This window comes from Streptomyces sp. NPDC002076, from assembly GCF_053593835.1.
Map to the genome: position 1 here is coordinate 53,630 of NZ_JBSFDI010000029.1, position 21,014 is coordinate 74,643.

Here is a 21,014-nt window from a genome sequence, read left to right on the forward strand (position 1 = left end):
GCGCCGGGACGCGATACACAAGCTCACCACCGAGCCGCCCCGCGAGTACGACACGCTCGTGGTGGATACCTCAACGTCGCCGGCACGCCCCCTTGAGCAGAATCTTCTACCTGGACATCGCGTCGATCAGCGGGACGGCCTCGTCCACCGCCCGCCGCCGCACTGTTCCCACGGCCTGCCCAGTTGAGTAGCCATCGCGGTGTTGAGGGAGCGGATGACACCGTCCAGAGTCAAAAGAGCCGACGGTGTAGCCACCAGTTGGTCCGAGGCGTCCATTTGCCGCTCCCTACCCATCGTCGAGCGATATGACCTCGTCGTCCTTCAACGACAGTATCTGCCGCAGAGCAGCGTCCACCAGCAGTGGCATGCGACAGGGCGCGAAGCAGGACACCAGTCGGCAGCAGGCTACCTTTAGGGAGATTGCCGCTGTGGCGGAATCATTCCGTGCGCTGCAGTGGTGATGGGGCTGCCCGCTGTCCTCGGCGGACGTCCGGTTCTTGACTCCGGACATCGCGGCGACGTCTATCGCGACCGGATGGCGGCCTTCGCGGAGCGGGACGTGAGGGTGCACGGAGTCAGCACGCAGCGTTCCGACCAGCTCGCCGCCTTCGCAGAGCACGCGCGGATCGCGTTCCCGCTCCTGTCCGACGCCGACCTGCAGATGGCCGCGGCGCTGCGGCTGCCCACCTTCCGCGCAGCAGGCGTGGACCGGCTCAAGCGGCTCACCCTTGTCCTCGACTCCTCCCGCACGGTGCGCGGTGTGCTGTACCCGATCAATGACCCGGCGGGTTCCGTCGACGACGCCTTGGCGCTCGTCGACTCGCTGGCAGAGAGGTGACAGCAGGCCACCAGCCGCACTGCCCCGTGGACATCACCCTCGCCACGCTGGCCAGCCGATGGACGCCCCTGGTGCTCCGCGAATTCCTGCGCCGCGGCCAGGCCAGGTACTCGGAACTGCCCGCCGCCCTGCCCACCCTCTCGGACAAGGTCCTCTCCGACCGGCTGGCCCAGTTGACCAGCGCGGGCATGATCGAGCGTCACCGCACCTGGTGCATGGGCACCGAGATCGGCTCGCGCAACCTCGCCGACACCGACCGCTACAACCTGCTGCCCGCCATCGCCAAGCTGTTCGGCCTCGACACCCGCAACGAGCGCACCCTGTGGCGCGACCGCGCCCTGGTCGAGCTCAACCTGGCGGTCCTGCATTCCTACGAGCAGGCGGGGGTGAGCATGGCCGACCACCACACGGAGTCGCGGCGGTTCCTCGCGCACGTGGACCGCGAGAGGCGGCACGGGCGCCTGGTGCCGACCGACTGGAGCTGGATCGTCCCGCCCCTGTCCGGAGGGGCGACCGCGGTGTTCCACCGCTACTACGACCCCGAGGATCCCGACCTGCGGCCGGCCTTCGTGCACCGGACCGCAGAGGTGCCGCAGGGGTGCCCTTACGGCGCGGCCTGAGAGGGCATTTGATCTGGGCAAATGGCGCCGTGTGCCTAGTAGGTGCCTGGGGCCTCCCCCTGAGTGGTGGACACGCTGATACTGGATCTGCTTGATCCGGAGGAAGCGAGAACACCGCCGATGGCGATGAAGGACTACTCGGACGAGTTCAAGGCCGATGCCGTGGCCCTGTTCGAGTCCACACCCGGGGCGACCTACAAGAGCATCGCCGCCGACCTGGGCATCAACCGGGCCACCCTGCGTGAGTGGGTGCTGCGGGACCGCGACCGCCGCGGCGTCGCCCCGGCCGCCCCGCCGGCGGGCGGCAAGGCTCCGGCCCGGACCGGCCAGGCGGCGCCGGCCACCGACCCGGACGAGCGAATCCGGCAGCTGGAAGCCCGGGTGGCAGAGCTCGAGGCGAGTGAGCGGAAGCTGGCTACCGAGCGGGACATACTCCGCAAGGCGGCCAAGTATTTCGCCGGGGAGACGAACTGGTGATGAGCCGCTTCCAGTTCGTTGACGACCACCGGGACACCTACGAGGTGAAGCGGCTCTGCGCGGTCCTGGACTTGAACCGGTCCAGCTACTACAAGTGGCGCGCCGGAAGACAGGCCAGGGCGGCACGACTACGCGAGGACCGGCTCCTGGCGGCGAGGATCCGCGAGGTCCACGGCGAGTCCGGCGGCGCCTACGGCTCCCCACGGGTAACCGCCGAGCTCCGGGAGAAGGGACTGCGGGTCAACGAGAAGCGGATTGCCCGGGTGATGCGGACGTTCTCCATCACCGGCATCCGCCTGCGCAGACGCGTCCGCACCACCGTCCCGGACCTGACAGCCTCACAGTTTCCGGACCTGTTCCAGCGGGACTTCACTGCCAACCTCGGCGGCGGGCAGGAACGCCTCCAGCTGCTCCATGGTGCGTGGTCCGGTAATCGCCGAGGTGACACCCGGGTGATCGATGACGAAGGCGACGGCCAGCTCGATCAGGGTGAGGCCGGCCTTCTCCGCTAAAAACGCCAGCTGTTCGACGGCGTCGAGCTTGCGCTGGTTGGCGGGGCTGGTCATGTCGACCGGCTGCGGGGCGGGCCGCGGAGGCGGGGCCGGAGGTGTTGTTCTTGCGGTAACGGCCCGAGAGCCACCCGCCGGCCAGGGGGCTGTAGGTCAGGGTGCCCATGCCGTGGCGGCGCACGGTGGGAAGGACGTCCTCCTCGATACCGCGGACCAGGATCGAGTACGGCGGCTGCTCGGTCACGAACCGCTCCAGACGCCGCTCTCGGGAGGTCCATTGGGCCTATCTGGGAGCCGAAGTAGGACGAGGAGCCGATGTAGTGGACCTTGCCCTGGTGCACGACCGGCTCGCCCTTCGCCCGCGCGACGACGCCTCGTACCTGCTGGGGCATGACGGAGTTCCCTCACTTTCCTAGGAGCCGACCGATCAGGCGGCCGGATGGACGCGCAGGGGCAGGGACGCCCATGAGCGCAGGGTGTTGTTGGGGTGGCGGCGCGGTGTGCCGCCGAGGTCGATCCGCTCGACGCGGCGGGCCAGGGCGGTCAGCAGGGCCTCCGCCTCCAGGCGGGCGACGTGCTGGCCGATGCACTGGTGGATGCCCATGCCGAAGCCGACATGGCCGGAGGGGTCACGGCTGAGGTCGAAGCGGTCCGGGACGTCCTAGCGGTCCGGGTCGCGGTTGGCCGCGCCCAGGAACATGAGGATCTTCGTGTCCTTGGGGATGACCGTGCCGGCGATGGTGACGTCGGCGGTGGCGGTACGGAAGAACGTCTGCACCGGCGACTGCCAGCGGACCGCCTCGTCGAAGGCGACCCGGGCCAGCTCTGGCCGCTCCCTGAGCCGTCGCCACTCCTCCGGGTGGGTGGCGAAGGCGTACAGGCAGGCCGCCAGGCCGTGCACCGTGGTGTCGATGCCCGCGGTGAGCAGGGAACGCACCACCAACGGCGCCTGTTCGTGGGACAGATCCCCACGGTCTGCGGCGGCCCAGATGGCGGCTCCGAAGCCGTCATCGCTCAGTGCGTCCCGTTGGCACTGGGCGTTGACCCATGCGGAGAGCCCGGCCATCCGGTCGGCGTCCGCTGTGACGAGGTCGTTGCGGGGGCCGAAGGCATTGAACGCCATGTTGCCGTACGACAGCAGGTGTTCCCGGCCGTCCGGGCCGAGGCCGACGGCATCCGGGAACGCGCGCAGCGGGAACGCCTCCGCGAGGGAGGAGTAGCCGTCGAACTCGGCACTTTCATCGAGCACTTGGTTGACGAGTTCCTCGGCCGTCGCTCGCCAAGCCGTGCGCAGGCGGCGCAGGGCGGGCGGAGCGAGGATGTCCCGCAGCACGCGGCGCGGGGCGTCGTGCAGGGGCGGGTCGGCCTCCAGCAGCAGGCTCGGCGGGCGCCACGGCTTCTCGTGGCGGAAGTTGGCCAGGCCCACCCCGGAACCCGACTCGAAGTGCTGCCAGTCGACGAGCGCGGCGTGCACCTGCTCGTAGCGGGCCAGCGCATGGACGCCGTAGCGCGGCAGGTACACGACCGGGCCGGCCTCGCGCAAGGCTTGGTGCAGGGGCTCGGGGTCCAGCAGGACCTCGTGGGCGAACGGGCCGACGTCACTGACGGGAGGCATGACGGCACGCTCCAGTGCCTCGGTCATCGCGGGCTCCTTCAAGAAAGTGATGAGGTGTCAGAGGTCGAGGACTAGGCGGTCGCCGCGGGATCGCGACACGCACACGAACATGCAGTCGTTCGCCGCCCGTTCGTGGTCCGCCAGCACCGAGTCCCGATGGTCGGGCTGTCCCTCCAGCACCGGGGTGAGGCAGGTACCGCACGTGCCCTGCTCGCACGAGGACAGTACCTCCGCGCCGGCCCGGCGCACCGCCCCGCTCCGGGCGCCCCGGATGCACGTACGCGCGGCTCCTCGGATTTCTGGCGGACCCCCCTCATCGGTGCCCCACCGGAATGCACCCCCGACTCGGCCAGCCGCGCCGGTCATGGTGCTGCACGCCGCACTCGCCGCGCTCCTGCCGGAGATGGGCGCGGGCCCGGACACCAGTCATTGATCTCGAGGCCCGCTGATCTGGGGATCCATGCTGGTGGTTCGGCGGTCGCAGGGTCTGCCCGCTACTCGTACCGGTACTTGAGTGAATCCGCCTCCGCCTGCTCGATGTCGGCGATCGTCAGCTCTGGCATCCGCAGCTGGGCCAGCGTCACCTCGGCCGAGGTCGGCTGGGCGTCCGCCGGCAGCCACTGCTCCGGCTTCCAGGCCCCGCTGCGCAGGAGCGACTTGGGGCAGTGCGGGTAGACCTCCTCGATCCCCAGCACCAGCGCACTGGCCGGCGGCTTGCCCACGGCGGTCAGCTGCGACAGCAGTTCCGGACGGGTGGAGACGCAGGCCCGATCGTTCACCCTGAGCGTCGTGGTGCGCCCGGGAATGACGAACAGCAGCCCGGCCCGTCCGGTGGCGACGACGTTCTGCAGGGTGTCCAGACGCTTGTTGCCGGTCGCGTCCGGTATCGCCACCGTCCGTGCGTCCAGGACGGTGACGAACCCGGCGGGGCCGCCGCGCGGGGAGACGTCACCGTTGCCCTCGGCATCCGCGCCGGCGACCAGGACCAGCGATGAGCAGCCGATCAACCGCCGTGTCTGCTCGGTGAGTTCGGTCATCTGCTTGCGCACGGCCGCGTCGCTGGGGAGATCGTAGACCCGGCGCAACGCCTGCTCGTCGGGCACGGCGTCGAGGCGGAGCGAGTCGAAGGCACTGCGGCAAGGGGTGTCGTCATGCCCATGACCCTAATGGGCCGACCAACGATTGATATTGGTCGGTGGTTGCGGGGCCATGTCTCATCCTGCTTTCCGCGGACTGTCGCGCCAACATCTGGGCGAGTTGATCGCTGAACTCGCGCCGCGCTGATTGGCGGGCTGTGAGCCCGTCCGGGCGTCATGGGCGACGCGAGGGCGACCGTCGGTAGGAAAGGCCCCGAGGGACGGGCCCGCACCGAGCGGGCGGCTGGCGCGAGATGAAACGCCGCCGGCTTTCCCCCCGGATCTGTGTCGAGCACGCCAACGCCGAAGTCCGGCAGTGGCGCCTGCTCCTGCGGTGCACAGGCGGCCGCGAGGCCTATGGAGAGACTCGCCTCGCCATCGCCGCTTTGGTCTCCGACGGCGCCGCAGAGCGGCCCACCCGGCACAAACGCAGCACCGAGCTGGGGCATGTTCGCATCAAGGCCTGCTGAACCACGACTCAGCCGAACCCGCAGGCCGACACGCCCCGAGATCAATCGCGGGTCAGCCCGCTATTCGAGGTGGAGGCGATGGACGTAGCGTCGATGACACCTCGCCGCCTGGCAGGGCGGGGCCGTGCGTGGGCGGGGTTCGTGGCCAGGATGCGTGGCTGCTCGTTGGCCACCCGGGGGCGATGAGCGAGGCCGCCTGCGGGAAGGGCGTCAGCCTTCGCGGCTGGGGAGCATGGCCAGGGCCTGGGAGCGCTGGGCGACGAGGTCGTCGTAGGTGCCGTCGCGCTCGGCCCAGCGGTGCACGAGGACGCCTTTCACGAGGACCTCGTGAGGCGTGGGGTCCTCTGAGAGCAGTTGCATGACCTCGGTGGCGAAGTCGTCGAGCGGTAGCGCGTGCGGGTTCACCTTTTCCTGGCCTGCTGTGGCGACGGCCGGGGGGACGAGCTCGACGACGCCGACACCGGTGCCGTCGAGCTGCGCGCGCAGTGCCTCGGAGTAGGCGTGCACCGCGGCCTTCGAGGCGGCGTAGCTGGGCATGGGCGGGAAGGGCAGAAAGGCGATTCCGGAGGTGACGGTGATGAAGGTGCCCGCTCCCCGCCGGACCAGGTGGGGGGTGAAGGCGTCGATGACCCGGATGGTGCCGAGCAGGTTGGTGTCGATCGTCGTTGCTGCCGCCTCAAAGTGCGCGGGGTCGCGCAAGTCCTCCAGGAGCATGACGCCCGACATGGTCACCACGGTGTCCAGCTCCGGGTACCGGGCGAGCACAACGTCACGGGCAGCTGCGACGGAGACACTGTCGGTGACGTCGATGCTGATCGGGTCGAAGCCTTCTTCGGCGAGTTCCGAGAGTGCCTCTGGGCTGCGGCCGCCAACGGCCACGGTGCTGCCCGCTGCGGCGAACCGGCGGGCCAGCTCTCGCCCGATACCCGAGGTTCCGCCGACGATGAGAACGGTGCGGTTGGAGAGATCCACGAGATCTTCCCTTCAGTCCAGGGCGCCGACGGCGTTCAGGCCTGCGGCGCAGACAGTGATGTTCTCTGTCACTTTCAAAACAGTGCTACCGAAGTCTTGACGGCATTCGCTGGGTGTGGCAGGGCCCCCGTCTTCCCTGGTCCTGCCAGGGCCCCCTCTGGGACACGCGCACCGCATTACGGTGTCGGTATGAAGGATGAGGAATCCGGCAACCGGCTCGGCAGCTACCTACGTGCCCGGCGTGAGCTGGTCTCCCCGGCGCAAGCAGGACTCCCGCCCGGCGGCAACCGCCGCGTGCCCGGCCTGCGCCGTGAGGAAGTCGCCCTGCTCGCCGGGATCAGTCCCGACTACTACCTGCGCCTGGAACGGGGCCGTGACAAGAACCCCTCACCGCAGGTACTGGAATCACTCGCGCGCGTCCTGCAGCTCGACGACATCGAGCGGACGTATCTGCTCGGCCTCGCGGCGGCACGCCCCACGGCGCCGCGCCGCAAGCGGCCCGAGCACGTACCGGCGCGGGTGCATGAGCTGCTCGCCCACCTTCAGATCCCCGCGTTCGTCGAAGGGCGCGCGTTCGATGTCCTGGCCTCCAACCCCATGGCGGTCGCGCTCTCCCCCCGCCTGCGGCCCGGCCAGAACCGGCTTCGTTCTCTCCTCCTCGATCCCGAGGAACAAGCCTTCCACCAGGACTGGACGAAGGCCACAGCCGATTTCATCGCCGCCCTTCGCACCACCATCGGGGACGACGCCGACAACCCCCGGTTCGTCGAACTCGTCGGAGAACTCGCACTGTCCAGCCAGCGGTTCCGTACCCTGTGGGCCCGCCACGACGTCCGCAGTCTCGACGGAGGCACCGCCACGCTCCAGCACCCCGTCGTCGGTGAACTACGCCTGCACCGCGACAAACTCCCCATCGACGACGTCATCCTCGTCGTCTACTACCCTGACAAGGACAGCGACAGCGACGAGAAACTGCGGCTCCTCGCCGCACTCTCACACACCGAGTCCGCCGGCACAGCGCACGTTCGATCCGAGGGTCGGCGTCGGAGGCCGTGATCTCTCGCCAAAGCAGCTCCTGGCCGAAGTCGCCTGCCGACCTGGTTGCCGACCGCATCTCCGTTCCTACGGTGCCGGGTCGGCCGTGCGTACGTCGTCCCAGGTGCGGGGCTGCGCGACTATTGTCAACTTGACCCGGTCCTGAAGGACCGGGCTTGCAGGTAGGGCGCGGCTGGCTGCCGCGTGACCTCCCGCATCCGAGCCGCCTACGGTGAGGCGACCGGGACGCGTGACTCACGCCCCGCATTCCACGCGGTCTCGCCTTTGCGGAAGACGAGGCTCCGCCCACCTGCCCAAGCAGCGGATCTGCCTACACTGCGGCGAGACATTCACCACTGACCACAGTCGCAAGCGAATCTACTGCTCGGCCGAGTGCCGCACCGCCTCCCGCGCCGCCAAGACCGAGACCCGCACCTGCCCCATCTGCGACAACCACTTCCCGGTCGGGAAGACGGTCCGCACCGTCTACTGCTCGATGGTCTGCCGACGCGCGGCTGAGCACCGCCGCGACCAGGCCCTGGACGAGGAACGGGCCCGCCGTGTCGGCCAGGCGCCGCCACCCGCGCTGCCGGCCCGGATCGAGCTCCCGCCGCCACCGGCCCGCCCCACCTCGCGGCAGCCCGCCCAGGTCCGCGACCCCCTGGAGCCGACCGCGGCCCGGAACTGCCCGCACTGCCAGCAGCCGATCACAATCGTGGCGCTGCTGGCGACCCCAGAGGCCGCCCGGCCGACCACGCCCCACCACGGCACCGACATCATCCCGCTGCGGAGAACCCCGTGACTGACCCGTTCGTGCTCCACCAAGTCGAGGAACTGGTCACCCGCAGCCACAGCGACGGCATCACCGACCTCACCGCCGCGGCACTGATCGAGCAGCACGGCAGGTTCCTACTCGCCCAAGTCGGCTCCCCGGAGCCGAACATGACGCGAGCCTGGAGGCTTCCGACCGGCCCGGTCCTGCCCGGGGAGACCGCCGTCGACGGCCTGCACCGCATCCTCGCGAAGGGCTTCGGCTACTCGGACGCCGAGATCACCCGTTTCCTCGGCGCCATCGACACCGACGACTTGGCCACCCGCACCTTCGTCTTCGCGATCAGCACCGGCCAACCCGACGGCATCTGCCGCGACGGCCAGATCCCGCACCGCTGGATCGACAACATCGCCATCAGCGACCTCGTCCCCGGGATCAACCCGGTCCTCCGCACCTACTACGCGGCCGACCACGACTGACCTTCACCGATCACCAGGGCCCGACGGCCTTCGGTCGCCCGGGTCCTCAGCATCGCGCCGAAAGTCGGACCCGTCCGGCCACGTCAAAGGAGTTGGAGCACCTCGGTCAGTGCGCCGGGACGCTGGTCAACGGGCAAGGGATCGACCAGGTGAACCTGGCACCCCAGCGCGGCAGCGCCGACGTCCGCAACGGGCTCGTCTCCCACCATGAGTGCATCTGCTGGCGCCACTCCGAGCTTGTCGCACGCCATCTGGAAGATCCGGGGATCGGGCTTCTTCACCCCGCACTCGAAGGAGAGGAAGTAGGCGTCCACGAGGTCATCGACGCCGTGGTCGCGGAAGACGGGGCGCATGTCCCAGCCGATGTTGCTGACGACAGCGACCGGGATGCCTCGCCCGTGCAGGGAGCGGAGGGTTTCCTCGGTGTCGGGATACGGCTGCCATGCCCCGGACACTTGGGAACGTTCATACAGGGCCTCGGCCAGGTCAGCCGACGGCAGCTTCGCCTCCCTGGTGAGGGCTGTGAAGGCAGCCCGGTGTCGTTCGGCGGTCAGATCGCGCTCCCGCCACAGTCCCTCCAGATGGGGCGGCACTTTGCGCGGAGGAACCCCTCCGGGCTGAGCCCCGAACTCCTCCAGCCGGCTGGCGCACGCGTCGAGTTCACCCTCGGGCACGGCCAGACCGGCATTCGTTGCCACCGCGCGCAGCCACTGCGCGGCCGATTCGATCCGGAAGAGGGTCCCGGAGAAGTCGAACATCACACCCTTGATCATGTCGCCGATCCTGACCGCGCCGACGAGCCGGTCGCAAGCCCAAGACGATCAAGATCTGCAACCCGAGCGATCCGCCACGCCCTCAGATCCTTGATGTCCGAATCAACTGAGGAACAAGATCTACGCTGGTCGATTTCAAGAATCGCCATCACCTGTGGAGGGGCGCTGCTTCTCCGGCCCCGTACGGGAGAAGCAACTGTTCTCGAAGCCGAGGGTCAGGGTCAGCGAGGAGGGGCCAACGTCCCGGGGGACGTCGGTGTCGTCGTGCGGGGTGGCCCTGCCGGCCATCAGCCGTTCGACGGCGGCCGACCAGCGGCGCAACAGGGCGGCGGCCTCGAGTGGCCCGCGCCCGCCGTCAGGGCGAAGGCGATGAGGTGGCCGTTGGCCTGGGGGCGTCGTCCTCGCTGTCCGGGCCCGGTTACCGGGTTTCCCCACGAACGAGCACGGAGGTCGCCGGGGTTCGACTACCCGTCAGATGAACAGGACACTCTCGACATCGATCGTGACGAGTTCCACGTCCCGGTCCACCGTGCCGTCCTCCCGCCGCCGGTGGACGCGCCGCCGGGTCGGGACCATGATCCCGTCGAACTCCTTGTAGTCGGAGGCGTAGTGCGCGGCGGGCCCGGCGCCGATGACCTCGGGCGTGTAGTCGTGCCTGCGCAGCAGCCCGTCGGAGTCGAAGTAGAAGACCTGCTCGGGGCAATGCGTCGCGATGTGGTCAGGGAAAGTGACCTTCAGGCGCCTCCAGGTCTCCCCCTCCTCCGTGACCGGGGAGATTTCCACGGCCTCGAAACCGGGAGAGGCGAAGGTGAACGGCGACGTCAGATAGGTCCACATGGCCTCCCCGGCGAAGTAGGCCACGTGGAGCACGTCCCAGGGATCGTGCACGTCGCTCGGGAAAGATGCGCGAGGGTCGGTGCGCTCGGCCGTCACCTCTCCGACGACGGTCTCCACGGCCACCCGCTGCGCGGTGAAGGACGTCCGCAGGTTGGGCGCGGTGAAAGGGTAGTGGCTGGCGTGCTGCTGGTGGAGGTCGAGCCGTACAGCCACGTGGCTCAATATCCCCTCCTGCCCCTTCAGCCTCCACAGCGAACCTCCGACCCGGTGATGCACGGTCGCCGAGCTGAACCGGTTGTAGCGGTCCAGGCCGCCGTGCGCCTCGATGACGCGGGTGACGAGATCACTCATGGCGGACTTCTCCTTGCCTTGTGGATGTTTCAGGATGTACCGACCGGTCCGTACACCTTGGTTGCCGAGGCGACACACCGGACCGGATCAGCCAACCCCTCATTACGAGTATATGCTCACATCAGAGAACGGCCAGCTGGTCGGGAACCGCTCAAGCGCGGCTGGCGGGAGAGCGGGCTGGTCGCTGCCGCGGCACCCGGTACGAATACGGGAGACCCGCAGCAGGCGCCGACCCGGCCATGGAAGGTCCGCCCACACCATCGCGGATGGATCTTTCCTTGAGGCGCACCTCGGTCCGGGACGCCGGAGGAACGGCCTTGGCACGTCGGCCACTGAAGCCCATGGAGTTCCCTTGCGCTGTTGCACGGCACATCAACTCATGCACCACAACGGAGGCTGCAGTGAACCAATCGCAACGACGCCGCACGACCTGCATTGGAACCGGGCCTGCGAGGCCCGGTTACCGATCCACCACAGGGCCATCGTCGATTCCTGAGGGTCGATGTCGGAAACCTGAGCAGCCATCGCCGCGATCTCATCGGGGGTAGTGGGCTGTCCGGCATCGGGGCGAGGCGCGCGTCCGATGCCTCGGGCGCCGCGTGACAGTCGCCGTGCCTCCAGGCGTTCCTCGGCGAGTTCCACGAGCTGCTCGCGCGGATCCGGCTCAGGGGTGGCTGCGATGAGCCGTTCCCACTGGCTGGGCGACAGACGACAGATCTCTGCTGCGCCGGCGCGAACCTGGCGATTCGGGTGGACGACTGCGGCATCTACGACTTCGTCGGACAGATCCTCGCGGTGCAGAAAGGCGGTCTCGCCGACATCCAGGAGCATGAGGAGAACCTCAGCAGGTGCCGCACGGTTGAAGCCGAGCCCGGACGGCCAGGAAAGGCCAGCTCGACGGTCGACCCCAGCGGATGAGGTCAGTCAGGAAGGGCCGTGCAGGGCGGCCAACCTCTCAGTCATCGGCTGAAGACTATGACCCAGCCAGAGCGTTTCGCGATCACGTGGGCCGAGGGCCTTACGAGCGGGTGAGGACGCGTATCCGCAGGAGCTGGAAGGAGGCGCGTCCGTACATGGCTCTCTTGATCGTTTCCACGCGGTTGACGTGGCCCTCGACGACGCCGGAACTCCACTCGTGGGTAAGGCCGGCGGGAACCGCGTCGAGGTCCTGGCGCAGGAAAGCCGCGAACTGGCTACCGGGGCGAGGCCAGACTGTTCGGCCTGGCGGATCCAGGCGGGCAGCAGCTCGCCTCGTCGGTTGCGGACCATGTCCGTGAAGACTCGGGCTAAGTCGCAGATCCGCGCGATGTCCGGGCAGGCATGGCGGGCCTGGTCGAGATGCCCGGTCTCCCCGGCGCTAAGGCGCTCGCGGTGCCGCATGATCGATGCGGGGTGAGGTGGAGTAGCCGCCGCGGAAGCCGCACTCGCAGATCTGCTGGAACAGTGTCTGGCCGCTGGTGACGCCGGCGGCGTACTGCTGTTGCAGCTAGGGCTTGAGGGAGTCCAACTTCTCCGGGCGGCGGTCCCGGGCGCTGGCGAGGAGATGGTCCAGGTTGCCGTCGCGGTAGCGGCCGACCGTCTTAAAATCAACTGCTCAGCGGCTGTCACCTGAGTTCGACTGAGTACGAGGCGCCGGGGAACTCCCATCCGTCGGTACCTTCGCCGATGTCCGCCACGATGACGTCGTCGATGAAGTGGTCCTCGAAGTCGTCGTCGGCGAGTTCGCCGGCCAACCAGAGTTCACCGATTGCGGCCCAGTCACCGCGGCTGCCGTCGATGCGCAGCGAGGCGGCCCGCCGGTTGCCGCGCTCGCGTTCGTCGTCGCCCGTCTTGACGAGGCCGCTGATCTCGAACTGGCCGTCCTTGACGTGGTCGGGAATCGGCTCAGCGGGGACGATGGCGGCGTTCTCATAGGCGGTGTGGATGATGTCGCGGTAGCTGCTGCGGACGTTGTACTCGGGATCGGACAGCCAGTTGATCAGGGTGTGGGTCGTCACGCCGAGGCCGGCGTCCTCTAGGGCCTGGTAGCCGCGGCGGGTTCCGGTCAGCTGGGAGAGCTGGGCTTGCCAGTGTTTGGCGGTGTACGAGGACAGCCGGTGGCGGGGGGTGACCTGGGAGCGCAGGAGGTCGTTGAGGGCGGCGCCCAGGGAGCCGCCGCGACCGGTGGGTCCGGCCATCAGTCGTCGCCTTCGGGGATGATCTCGCCGGGCTGGATGAACTTGGCCTTCACTTCGCCGCCTGCCCGGGCCTGGTCGCGACCGACTTCACAGGCTTCCAAGGGCCCCGCACTCCTGAACAGGGGGCGGCCATAGCGATCCGGCTCGCCACCCTCCCCGACGGCGGCCGGACCGGTTCGTTCTTCGAGGACGACGGCGTCGTCCCCTGGTGATCACGATCCCGCCGTGAATTGAAGAGGCTCCGGTAGGCCCACGAAACGGTGGAGAAGGACAAGATCGACTGAGACAGCGTCAGGCATCATCCCGACAGGGACGGTCTCACGCTTTCGCCTCGGCAGGCGTCGATGGCCAGAATTCGTCTAGGAAGTAGCCCAGCACCTTTCTGGACTCGCTCCGGTTGAGCATTCCCTGGACTGTCCTTGGCCTGCCGCGCGGCACTCGCAGGGTTCTCCGTCATCCGCGCTGAGCACTGAGCACGACCGCGGCGGGCCCCGGCCCGGGAGTTCGCGTCCTGCTCGCGGGCGAGAACGGGACGCCGACCGGGGCCATCGAGGGAGCAGGTGACGGTGCCGACCAGCGGACGGGCGGTCAACTGGCCGTGCTGTGCTCGGTCTCCGGCAGCGACGGCAGCCAGTGCACGGCGTTGTCGCGGAAGGACGCGTGGATCGGCACGAGGTCTGGGCCGCTGGTGTCGTCGAGGGCGGTGACGTTGATGCCAATCTCTGGGATGTCGCTGTCGATCGCCGCGAGGCGGCTGCCGCAGGTCGGGCAGAAGCCGCGTTTCGCCTGGCCTTCGAAGGTCTCGTACCAGGTTGGCTCGCCGCCCTCACCGGTCCAGGTGACGGCCTCGAATCCCACCCACCACATCACTGGTGTGCCGCCGAGCTTTTGACAGTGGCGGCAGACACAGGTGTGGGGGAAGACGGCCGGACCTCGGGTGGTGAAGCGGATGCGGCCGCATAGGCAGCCGCCGGTGCGTTCCCGGGCTGCTTCGGCTCCCTGGGCGTCGGCGGCGGCGGTGGCGTTCATAAGGTGATCTCCCGGGCGCAATGGGCAAGTTGGACCCATCAGTGTGCCATCGCTTCCGTGATCGCCAGGACGCTGTTGGCGGCTCTGGCGTGGCCCCGGGCCGCGTGCGCCGATTGCGGAGGCGTCATGGGCCGGGCGACGAAACCGCGGCTCAGGGGCGTTCGAGTGCGCGGACGGTCCATCCGGCGTCACGCCAGGTGCCTGCGTTCAGGGTGCCCCAGCCGTCGATGACGCGCGGGGTGGCGGTTCGGGCGGCGACGCGGGGCGGGTCGATACGGGAGGACGAACGGCTGCGACAGCCGGGGGACAACGTCGCGCTCCTGCGGACGCCGAGCCCACCTTCACTCTGCCTGGGCGCGTCACCTGCCAGTTCGCGCGGCCTTCAGCGGTGTGACTCATGTGTCGCGAGCCAGGCATATGCGTCCTGCCACGGGGGACTCGACCCTCCCCTGAACGAGATGCGTGGACCTTTGTCCTGGCGGAGCACGGTCTGGGCGAGTGAGTATGCGAGCAATCTGGTGATGCGCGAGCTAGGCGAGACGGCCGCCGGCGGCCCGATTGGGGCTCGCCTGGACACGCACGGGCTGCTGCTGTTCGTCATGGTCACCCCCGCTGACCTCTCGGACCGCGACGCGGCGAAGGAGGTGCTTTTCCGGCTGCGGCTGATGCACCCCGAGATCACCATTTGCTGGGCGGACTCCGCCTACGGCGGCCAGCTCGTCACCTGGTCCAAGAAGTGGCTCGGTCTGACCCTGAAGACCGTCAATCGGCCCAAGGACGCGGTCGGGTTCGTCGTCCTCTCACGTCGCTGGGTCGTTGAGAGGTCGCTCACGTGGCTCATGCACGCCCGCCGCCACGCGCGGGACTACGAACGGCTGATCCGACACGCGGAAGAGGAGGGTCTAGTTGTCGCCTCGGTGTCCGTCGCGGACCACCGCTAACCCGCCGACCCAGGTCGTGATGCCCGCCGGCCCGCGTCGGGCCGAAGCGAGCACGCTGGCCGGTCGACCGAGGGTGTCACCCTGCTCCACCTCGATCGCGACCGTCTGTGCCCCTGTCGTGTCGAGCAGGTGGGCGGCCAGGCAGCCGGTGCTGTTGGCGTTGGCGACGTCCTCGTCGACACCGATCGCCGGTGCGAACATCCGCGCCGCACCCGGTCGGTCGCCCACCGGCGGTACGTACACGAAACAGCCGAGGAGCCCGTACCGCCGGCACGCCGCTGTCAGCCTGCCGAGGTGTGGGTGGACTCGGAGCAGCGCCGACCGGTCGTGGACCGGTATCAGCATGCGTGGTGCGCCGGGCGCGGCGATCCGTGGCGCGTCGGTCGGATGCGGGTCGTCCGCGGTGAGCCCGAGCGCGGCGACGATCGCGGCGTGCTCGTCCGGTGCCGGGTGACGCAGCGCGACGAGGCCCTGGTCGAACCACACCTCGATGCCGGCGGGGCGGCGGATCGCGACGGTGTCGAACGTGCGCCCGCCGGTGTGCTGGCGGTCGTTCAGCTCGCCCAGCGCGGTGCGGGTCAACCGGACGGCCTGCGCGGCAACGGTGCCGTGGCCGCAGCCGGACAGTTCGGCGGTGGCGGTGAAGAACCGGACCGGCCAGCCACCGTCCGGCGTCCGCCCCGGGCCGAGGAACGCCGCGTGCGAGGTGCCGGCCGCAGCAGCGACCGCACGCCGGTCCGCGTCCGTCGCCGCCGGGTCGTCGTCGGTGACGGCCGTGGGGCTGCCGCCCCAGCCGTCGCGCCGCACGCACGCATCAACCACCGTGACATCCGGCCAGGACATCGGCCCACCTTTGACGCTCAACGAACCGGCAACCGCGAACGGCGTTCCGCCGATAGCCGGACCCGGCCGCAACGGCCGACCGGAACGCGTCCCGGAGCGTACCGTCCTGCCTCAGCCGGTGCCGTCCTGCGCCGGATAGTGGATGACGACCGCACCGCCGGTGGCGTAGTTGGCGACATCGGCGGCCACCCGCCGGCCGTGCGGCGACGCCCGCGCCGCGGCCATGGCGGCGGCGTCAGCGAAGTCGCCTTCGAAGACCGCGAAATACGGCGCTTCTCCCTTGGTCGCCGCCACGTCGAAGCTGTAGCGCCACGCAAGCAGGCCGGGCCAATTCATGATCAGTGGAAGGTGGTTGGTCACGTAGTAGTCGCGGAAGTGGTCAGGGTCGGCGGGCTGGGAATACAGGACCACCAACTTATACATGGCTGCCTCCTGCATCGCTCACCGCGGTCAGTTGAATCGTCATATGCGCAGGTTAGGGCTTGATGTGTGGTCGAGGGAAAGACCGGGACGGGATAGACTCAGAACGGATCGTTATCAATCGGCAGGGAGGGCATTTGGCGCCGGATACGGTGAGCCTGCGGTACTTCCTGGTGCTGGCACAGGAGTTGAACTTCACCCGCGCGGCCGCACGGATCGGTATCGCGCAGCCCGCACTCAGTGCCCGGATGCGCCGATTGGAGGCGGAACTCGGTACGAGCCTGCTGGTTCGCAACACGCGTAGCGTCGTATTGACCTCGGCCGGTGCGGCTTTGGCGGAGGCCGCGCCGCCCGCGCTGGCGGCGCTGGACCAGGCATGGGACACCGCCCGGAATGCGGGGGCCGGTGAACTGGGCACGCTGCGCATCGGATACAGCCTCAGCGCGGGGGCCGAGACGGCACCGGCCCTGGTGGACAGGCTCATTCGCAGCAGCCCGGGACTCGAGGTCGGCGCGGTCCCGATGGCGACACCGGAGATCTCCCCCGCGGTCGCCGACGGCCGCATCGATGCGGGGATCACCCGCGGTGAACAGCCGGGTCGTGGCGTGCGCCGGTTCCTGCTGCGGCGTGAGCGCGTCGGGGTCCAATTGGCAGAGCATCATCCGCTGGCCGAACACCCGGAGATCGAGATCGCCGATGCGGCCGCGTATCCGCTGCGACTCCCCGACCGTACGGCCAACCCCGTGATCCACGATCAGCTGTCCGCACTGTTCCGCGACACCCGACCACACCCCCGATTCCACACGTCCGCAGTCTCTTTCGACATGTCTCAGCGCGACCTACGCGACGGGCTCACCCTCGCCCCGGCCGGTGAAGCCGCGGTCACGGCATCACCGGCCGGTCTCACGTGGCGACCGCTGCAGGGCGCACCCACCTTGACGATCCACCTGGTCCTCCCGCGCGTGCCGTCACCACTACACCGCCGCATCCGTACCGTCGCCAAAACCCTGGCACACGAGCTGCACTGGCTGCCGGACTGACGCACAGCAGGTCACGCGAGACGGCCGCCGGCGGTGGCGAGGCCGACCCGCACCGCCAGGACCAGGCCCAGGGCCTGCGCCGACGGCGTGGGCGGCGCCGCCCGGAACTGCTTGAGCCACGGCCGCCCGGCGTCATCGATGGTGAAGTCGACCAGGCCCGGATACGCCCCATCGGTCGCCCGGCACTGCGCATCGAGGCGCTCGTGCAGGTCAGCGCGGAACCCGGCCGCGGTCGCCGGGATGCCGACCTCGGCGCAGAAGCCGGCCGCATCTCCGCCACCTCGTCCGGGGTGAGCAGCTGGTCGGCCCAGTTCGCGTACGGCTGCGCCCCGGTCACCGCGACGTCCCCAGTGCGTAGTTCCCCGGCCAGGTAGGTCAGCACGCACGCCAGCAGGTGCCGGCGCACGAACATGCCGGGCCGGTTGCTGTCCCGGATCGGCCCGGAGACCGAGCACAGGTACTTAGCTTGTCATTTATCCACAATGGTGACCTAAAAGGCGGCGCCCGCTCGCCGTCACCACCACGCGCCGCAGCGCCCCAGCCATCTGCTGATCACTCAACCTGACCCGCCATCGCGTGGCGTGTGCGCAGGGATCTCACCTGTGGGCAGAATGCCCTGGTGCAGCCTCTGCCGGTTCCCTGCCCCGCGCACCTCATCCCGGATGCCACCGGCACCGACGCCTTCCACGACGTCTACCGCAACGCCATGGCGCACAACGCCGTATTCGTCGCCATCGAATCCGAAAAACGCCAGCGGTGGACCGTGAAAGCGGACACCCTCACCGCCGGCTCTGGCCACGCAGTCGCCGATACCGTCAACGAGGCCATCCGGGACGCGATCAGCCGCCTGGTCCACAGCCATGAGGTCGACCTGGACGCCTACGCGGGGCCGGTCTACTTCTTGATGCACGGCGTGCGCAGCGAAGAACGCGCCCGTGAACTCGCGGCCGCACTCCACGCCGCCCTCTATGGCAACCTGGAACCCCTGGCCCGCGCCGTCCCTCCCGCACCCTGACGCGCTCGCAACTCCTCCCACGGCCGGCACCTGTGTGCACGCAGCGCACGGGCACGGGGCGGCTGCACCGCTGGGAGAACGCTGCAGCCGGGCGGGCGGCCCCGCAGGATCCGCGGACACAGCCCGCACCCGCGACATCGTCGACCCGATCACCCACGGTGGCGAGCCGGTCGGATCGCCCCCCACCAGGGATCAGGAGAGTGCCCAGAGCACGGCGGCCACGATATCCACCTCCCAAAAGATGACCAGGGTGACGACGAGGGCGATGATGAAGGCAAACAGTCCCAGCGCCTTCAGCGCCACCCGCAGGCTGTCCTACTGCGAGCGGTTCTTCCGCCGGTTGTGGCTGCCCGCGTAATTCTCGGCCTGCTCGAGCTTCTTCTTCGCCGAGTTGTACGCCTTGCGGTCGTACGGCCGCCCGTTGGCTTCGTTGACGGTGGGTCCTGCGGGAACGCCGGAATCCGCGCACGGTGAGCAGCGGCCGTGTCGGTGGGTAGTGAGCAATCGGTGGTTCTCCGCGAGCGGGGTCGGTGACACCACTGGATGAGTGACCGATCCCGGCATCGCCTCAGGTGGCGGCGAGGAGGTCGAGGACCGAGATCACCGTGGCGCCGGGCTCCAGACCCTTCGGGGGATGCAGACCGTACGCCAGTTTCGCGGGGATGACGGCGAGGATCCGGCTGCCGACCCGCTGGCCGACCAGGGCGCGGTCCCACCCTGGGATGACGTTGCCCCGGCCGGTCACGACCGTCAGCGGGCCGCCGTCCGCGTGGGAGCTGAGGAAGAGGTCGGCCTGGTCCTTGCCGCGGGCGGGCTCCCCTGCGGCCGAGGAATGCTGGAGGACCAGGGTCTGCCCGGCCTTCACCACCGGGCCGGTGCCGTCCACCAGGCGCTTGACGACGAGCCCCTTGGGGGCCGCCTGGTCGGGGACGGTCAGGGTTGCGGTGCCCTCGCCCTTTTTCATGCCTCCCTCGGGCAGCGCATTGGAGACCGAGTGCTGCTCGCCGGAGACGAGGGCGCGGGCGCCGATGACGTTCAGGATGTCGACGGCGAACACGACGGTGTCCTTGCCGGTGACCCCGAGCTGGGCGCTGCCGGTCGTCCCGTAGCTTTACGGCCGACACGAACGGCCGGACCACTGGCAGCGTACGCGTGCAGGAGACCAGCCTGGCAGCAGACCAGCTTGCCTTCCTCAGGCTGGAGTTGGCCTCCGCGCGCGTCTTCAAGACCTGTCCGCACCTGGGCAGCACGGCCGCCAATCGTGCCTGGGCTGCAAAAATGGCGGCCGCGCTGGACCATGAAGCAGATGGCCTCGAAGCCGCCCACTGGTCGGCCGGTGCGAGGCCCAAGGTCACCGCTTACGTCGGGGAGCTTCGAAGGAGCGCCGAGCTGTGGCGCGAGGCCGTGGCGGCACGTTCTGACAACAGTCACTGGGCCCGTTCCGACGACGCCTGGAACCAACCTTCCTCCAAGTATCAGCGGGACGTCCGGAAGGCTCTGGGACTGGCTTCGGATCTCCCCGCCACCTCTTTCGGGCCGCCGTTCTAGGGTCGACGCGCCCCGGGTGCTGATCGAGCCCGCCTGTTTGAGCCGGCTGTCGAACCGAAGCGCCCTCAGCACAGTTCAGTGCGTTCGGGCGCACGGTGGAAGCGGTGGCTGGCCCCATCCTGTCGGGTAGCTACCCGGCGTGGGTGACTGCTCGCCGCCGCCTCCCGCTGGATGCCGCAACCTCAGGGCATGGCGGATCCTCGCCAAGTTCCGCACCGGCTGACCGCGCCGTCCCCCCTGCCCGGAGGAAGTGGGAAGACCTCTCCCACGTCTGGTTCAGGAGGTATGACTGAAGCCGCTCGAGTGGACGGCCGCCAATCGTGCCTGGGCTGCGAAGACGGCGGCCGCGGTGGACCGTGAGACCTGATCGATGCGCCGTGCTGGGGTCCAGTCTGTGGTTGCGTGGCCACCGGTCGCGACTACGCGGGGCTTTCAGGTTCCAGGGACGGAAGCACGGGGGCGAGGCCGGCCAGCGAGAGGGCGCAGGTGATCACGTTTTCGATGTCGCGGCGGGACTGTTCGGCCTCGTGGTGTACCTCGTACTGGATGATCAGCCCGTCGATCGCCGCGACGAGGAACCGCGTCAGCGCCGCCAGGTCCATCGGCGGTGGTGAGGTCTCGTGGGCGAGCGCGGAGCGGAAGACGTCTTCGACGCAGGCGCAGTAGCGGGTGTACTGCCAGGCGGCGAGCCACTCGAAGCCGGGGTTGCGGCGGCAGTAGATCATTAGCTCGTATTGCATCAGCTGGAGCCCGTCGTCGCCCACCACGAAGGCCCAGAAGGCGCGTGCTGCGTCGCCGATCGCCGTGGCCAGTCCCTTTTCGGGCGTCACCGCGTCGCGCAGGATCTGCTCGACCTGCTCGGTCACCGTGCCGATGACGGCGGTCAGTAGTTCGTCCTTGCCTCGGAACGCGTAGTGGATCGCGGCCTGCGCTGTTCCGGCATGTTCGGCGATGCGGCGCGTCGTGGCACGGTCCAGACCTTCGCGGGCCATGACCTCGATGGCGGCCTTCACGAACTGCTCGCGGCGCTCTTCGACCTTCATCCGAGGCAGGGTGGCCACCTTCTTCCCCAGGTCCGCGACCGGGTCTTCCGGTCACCTCTTGACACCTTCACCGA

General features: G+C 69.1%; 22 protein-coding genes and 8 pseudogenes. 12 read left to right on the plus strand and 18 right to left on the minus strand.

Annotated features, from left to right (window positions below; all coding sequences use genetic code 11):
• Positions 1-523: 523 nt before the first annotated feature.
• The 4 genes and pseudogenes from ACWCQS_RS40105 to ACWCQS_RS40120 form a co-directional block, all read left to right on the plus strand.
• Positions 524-838: pseudogene (locus ACWCQS_RS40105) on the plus strand (redoxin domain-containing protein); the annotation flags it as partial.
• A 26-nt stretch (positions 839-864) separates the two neighbouring features.
• A complete protein-coding gene (locus ACWCQS_RS40110) occupies positions 865-1,458 on the plus strand; it encodes a nitric oxide synthase oxygenase (RefSeq protein WP_451009132.1) in 594 nt (197 codons plus the stop codon).
• 126 nt (positions 1,459-1,584) lie between these two features.
• Positions 1,585-1,785, plus strand: a pseudogene (locus ACWCQS_RS40115) (transposase); the annotation flags it as partial.
• A gap of 42 nt (positions 1,786-1,827) precedes the next feature.
• Positions 1,828-2,315: pseudogene (locus ACWCQS_RS40120) on the plus strand (IS3 family transposase); the annotation flags it as partial.
• Here ACWCQS_RS40120 and ACWCQS_RS40125 read toward each other — a convergent pair.
• The 6 genes and pseudogenes from ACWCQS_RS40125 to ACWCQS_RS40150 all read right to left on the minus strand — a co-directional run bounded on the left by ACWCQS_RS40125 (position 2,274) and on the right by ACWCQS_RS40150 (position 6,637).
• Positions 2,274-2,501, minus strand: coding sequence for an aldo/keto reductase (locus ACWCQS_RS40125; protein ID WP_451009069.1), 228 nt, complete (start codon positions 2,499-2,501; stop codon positions 2,274-2,276). The pseudogene ACWCQS_RS40120 and the gene ACWCQS_RS40125 sit on opposite strands and share 42 nt — an antisense overlap.
• A gap of 76 nt (positions 2,502-2,577) precedes the next feature.
• Positions 2,578-2,688 (minus strand): annotated as a pseudogene (locus tag ACWCQS_RS40130) (aldo/keto reductase); the annotation flags it as partial.
• A gap of 183 nt (positions 2,689-2,871) precedes the next feature.
• Positions 2,872-4,086, minus strand: a pseudogene (locus ACWCQS_RS40135) (cytochrome P450).
• 30 nt (positions 4,087-4,116) lie between these two features.
• Positions 4,117-4,425, minus strand: coding sequence for a 2Fe-2S iron-sulfur cluster-binding protein (locus tag ACWCQS_RS40140; RefSeq protein ID WP_451009070.1), 309 nt, complete (start codon positions 4,423-4,425; stop codon positions 4,117-4,119).
• 128 nt (positions 4,426-4,553) lie between these two features.
• Positions 4,554-5,144, minus strand: coding sequence for an MSMEG_1061 family FMN-dependent PPOX-type flavoprotein (locus ACWCQS_RS40145; protein WP_451009133.1), 591 nt, complete (start codon positions 5,142-5,144; stop codon positions 4,554-4,556).
• 731 nt (positions 5,145-5,875) lie between these two features.
• Positions 5,876-6,637, minus strand: coding sequence for an SDR family oxidoreductase (locus tag ACWCQS_RS40150; protein ID WP_451009071.1), 762 nt, complete (start codon positions 6,635-6,637; stop codon positions 5,876-5,878).
• 189 nt (positions 6,638-6,826) lie between these two features.
• Here ACWCQS_RS40150 and ACWCQS_RS40155 point away from each other — a divergent pair, with 189 nt between their 5' ends.
• The 3 genes from ACWCQS_RS40155 to ACWCQS_RS40165 all read left to right on the plus strand — a co-directional run bounded on the left by ACWCQS_RS40155 (position 6,827) and on the right by ACWCQS_RS40165 (position 8,923).
• Positions 6,827-7,693 (plus strand): helix-turn-helix domain-containing protein, encoded by an 867-nt coding sequence (locus ACWCQS_RS40155; protein WP_451009072.1) that lies wholly within the window; start codon positions 6,827-6,829, stop codon positions 7,691-7,693.
• A 475-nt stretch (positions 7,694-8,168) separates the two neighbouring features.
• Positions 8,169-8,474, plus strand: a complete 306-nt coding sequence (locus ACWCQS_RS40160; protein WP_451009073.1) for a hypothetical protein — start codon at positions 8,169-8,171, stop codon at positions 8,472-8,474.
• Entirely contained in the window at positions 8,471-8,923 is a 453-nt protein-coding gene (locus ACWCQS_RS40165) for an NUDIX hydrolase (RefSeq protein ID WP_451009074.1), read from the plus strand. Before ACWCQS_RS40160 ends, ACWCQS_RS40165 begins: the two co-directional genes overlap by 4 nt.
• 83 nt (positions 8,924-9,006) lie before the next feature.
• On the opposite strand, the gene ACWCQS_RS40170 is transcribed toward ACWCQS_RS40165, so the two are convergent.
• The 5 genes and pseudogenes from ACWCQS_RS40170 to ACWCQS_RS40190 form a co-directional block, all read right to left on the minus strand.
• Positions 9,007-9,696 carry an HAD family hydrolase gene (locus ACWCQS_RS40170; RefSeq protein WP_451009075.1) on the minus strand — a complete coding sequence of 230 codons (690 nt, stop codon included), beginning with the start codon at positions 9,694-9,696 and terminating at the stop codon, positions 9,007-9,009.
• 147 nt (positions 9,697-9,843) lie between these two features.
• A pseudogene (locus ACWCQS_RS40175) lies at positions 9,844-10,085 on the minus strand (Dyp-type peroxidase domain-containing protein); the annotation flags it as partial.
• An 82-nt stretch (positions 10,086-10,167) separates the two neighbouring features.
• Complete coding sequence (locus ACWCQS_RS40180) at positions 10,168-10,884, minus strand: hypothetical protein (RefSeq protein WP_451009076.1); 717 nt, start codon at positions 10,882-10,884, stop codon at positions 10,168-10,170.
• 372 nt (positions 10,885-11,256) lie between these two features.
• On the minus strand, positions 11,257-11,715 hold the full coding sequence (locus ACWCQS_RS40185; RefSeq protein WP_451009077.1) for a hypothetical protein: 459 nt from the start codon (positions 11,713-11,715) through the stop codon (positions 11,257-11,259).
• Between the two features lie 773 nt (positions 11,716-12,488).
• Entirely contained in the window at positions 12,489-13,061 is a 573-nt protein-coding gene (locus ACWCQS_RS40190; protein WP_451009078.1) for a hypothetical protein, read from the minus strand.
• A 56-nt stretch (positions 13,062-13,117) separates the two neighbouring features.
• Here ACWCQS_RS40190 and ACWCQS_RS40195 point away from each other — a divergent pair.
• A pseudogene (locus ACWCQS_RS40195) lies at positions 13,118-13,273 on the plus strand (dehydrogenase); the annotation flags it as partial.
• 376 nt (positions 13,274-13,649) lie between these two features.
• On the opposite strand, the gene ACWCQS_RS40200 reads toward ACWCQS_RS40195, so the two are convergent.
• Positions 13,650-14,090, minus strand: a complete 441-nt coding sequence (locus ACWCQS_RS40200) for a GFA family protein (protein ID WP_451009079.1) — start codon at positions 14,088-14,090, stop codon at positions 13,650-13,652.
• Between the two features lie 151 nt (positions 14,091-14,241).
• Positions 14,242-14,400, minus strand: coding sequence for a hypothetical protein (locus tag ACWCQS_RS40205; protein ID WP_451009080.1), 159 nt, complete (start codon positions 14,398-14,400; stop codon positions 14,242-14,244).
• A gap of 259 nt (positions 14,401-14,659) precedes the next feature.
• Here ACWCQS_RS40205 and ACWCQS_RS40210 point away from each other — a divergent pair.
• Positions 14,660-14,983, plus strand: a pseudogene (locus ACWCQS_RS40210) (transposase); the annotation flags it as partial.
• A 9-nt stretch (positions 14,984-14,992) separates the two neighbouring features.
• On the opposite strand, the gene ACWCQS_RS40215 reads toward ACWCQS_RS40210, so the two are convergent.
• Both ACWCQS_RS40215 and ACWCQS_RS40220 read right to left on the minus strand, forming a co-directional pair.
• On the minus strand, positions 14,993-15,874 hold the full coding sequence (locus ACWCQS_RS40215) for a PhzF family phenazine biosynthesis protein (RefSeq protein ID WP_451009081.1): 882 nt from the start codon (positions 15,872-15,874) through the stop codon (positions 14,993-14,995).
• 111 nt (positions 15,875-15,985) lie between these two features.
• On the minus strand, positions 15,986-16,312 hold the full coding sequence (locus ACWCQS_RS40220) for an EthD family reductase (protein ID WP_451009082.1): 327 nt from the start codon (positions 16,310-16,312) through the stop codon (positions 15,986-15,988).
• Between the two features lie 119 nt (positions 16,313-16,431).
• Between ACWCQS_RS40220 and ACWCQS_RS40225 the strand changes: the two genes are divergently transcribed.
• Entirely contained in the window at positions 16,432-17,334 is a 903-nt protein-coding gene (locus ACWCQS_RS40225; RefSeq protein WP_451009083.1) for a LysR substrate-binding domain-containing protein, read from the plus strand.
• An 11-nt stretch (positions 17,335-17,345) separates the two neighbouring features.
• Here the strand turns inward: ACWCQS_RS40225 and ACWCQS_RS40230 are convergent, their stop codons facing one another.
• Positions 17,346-17,720, minus strand: a complete 375-nt coding sequence (locus ACWCQS_RS40230; RefSeq protein ID WP_451009084.1) for a hypothetical protein — start codon at positions 17,718-17,720, stop codon at positions 17,346-17,348.
• 233 nt (positions 17,721-17,953) lie between these two features.
• On the opposite strand from ACWCQS_RS40230, the gene ACWCQS_RS40235 reads away from it, so the two are divergent.
• Entirely contained in the window at positions 17,954-18,349 is a 396-nt protein-coding gene (locus ACWCQS_RS40235) for a hypothetical protein (RefSeq protein ID WP_451009085.1), read from the plus strand.
• Between the two features lie 568 nt (positions 18,350-18,917).
• Here the strand turns inward: ACWCQS_RS40235 and ACWCQS_RS40240 are convergent.
• Positions 18,918-19,406: an FKBP-type peptidyl-prolyl cis-trans isomerase gene (locus ACWCQS_RS40240; protein WP_451009086.1), complete on the minus strand. Its 489-nt coding sequence runs from the start codon at positions 19,404-19,406 to the stop codon at positions 18,918-18,920.
• 95 nt (positions 19,407-19,501) lie between these two features.
• On the opposite strand from ACWCQS_RS40240, the gene ACWCQS_RS40245 reads away from it, so the two are divergent.
• Positions 19,502-19,897, plus strand: a complete 396-nt coding sequence (locus ACWCQS_RS40245; RefSeq protein WP_451009087.1) for a hypothetical protein — start codon at positions 19,502-19,504, stop codon at positions 19,895-19,897.
• Positions 19,898-20,316: 419 nt separating this feature from the next.
• Here the strand turns inward: ACWCQS_RS40245 and ACWCQS_RS40250 are convergent, their stop codons facing one another.
• Entirely contained in the window at positions 20,317-20,940 is a 624-nt protein-coding gene (locus tag ACWCQS_RS40250; RefSeq protein ID WP_451009088.1) for a TetR/AcrR family transcriptional regulator, read from the minus strand.
• Between the last annotated feature and the right edge of the window lie 74 nt (positions 20,941-21,014).

Bases quoted from the DNA above. Each gene is read 5' to 3' on its own strand.
- ACWCQS_RS40125 (WP_451009069.1), bottom strand. From the start codon at position 2,501: ATGACCAGCCCCGCCAACCAGCGCAAGCTCGACGCCGTCGAACAGCTG.
- ACWCQS_RS40140 (WP_451009070.1), bottom strand. From the start codon at position 4,425: ATGACCGGCGCGGCTGGCCGAGTCGGGGGTGCATTCCGGTGGGGCACC.
- ACWCQS_RS40155 (WP_451009072.1), top strand. From the start codon at position 6,827: ATGAAGGATGAGGAATCCGGCAACCGGCTCGGCAGCTACCTACGTGCC.
- ACWCQS_RS40160 (WP_451009073.1), top strand. From the start codon at position 8,169: ATGGTCTGCCGACGCGCGGCTGAGCACCGCCGCGACCAGGCCCTGGAC.
- ACWCQS_RS40170 (WP_451009075.1), bottom strand. From the start codon at position 9,696: ATGATCAAGGGTGTGATGTTCGACTTCTCCGGGACCCTCTTCCGGATC.
- ACWCQS_RS40180 (WP_451009076.1), bottom strand. From the start codon at position 10,884: ATGAGTGATCTCGTCACCCGCGTCATCGAGGCGCACGGCGGCCTGGAC.
- ACWCQS_RS40185 (WP_451009077.1), bottom strand. From the start codon at position 11,715: ATGCTCCTGGATGTCGGCGAGACCGCCTTTCTGCACCGCGAGGATCTG.
- ACWCQS_RS40190 (WP_451009078.1), bottom strand. From the start codon at position 13,061: ATGGCCGGACCCACCGGTCGCGGCGGCTCCCTGGGCGCCGCCCTCAAC.
- ACWCQS_RS40200 (WP_451009079.1), bottom strand. From the start codon at position 14,090: ATGAACGCCACCGCCGCCGCCGACGCCCAGGGAGCCGAAGCAGCCCGG.
- ACWCQS_RS40215 (WP_451009081.1), bottom strand. From the start codon at position 15,874: ATGTCCTGGCCGGATGTCACGGTGGTTGATGCGTGCGTGCGGCGCGAC.
- ACWCQS_RS40220 (WP_451009082.1), bottom strand. From the start codon at position 16,312: ATGCAGGAGGCAGCCATGTATAAGTTGGTGGTCCTGTATTCCCAGCCC.
- ACWCQS_RS40250 (WP_451009088.1), bottom strand. From the start codon at position 20,940: ATGAAGGTCGAAGAGCGCCGCGAGCAGTTCGTGAAGGCCGCCATCGAG.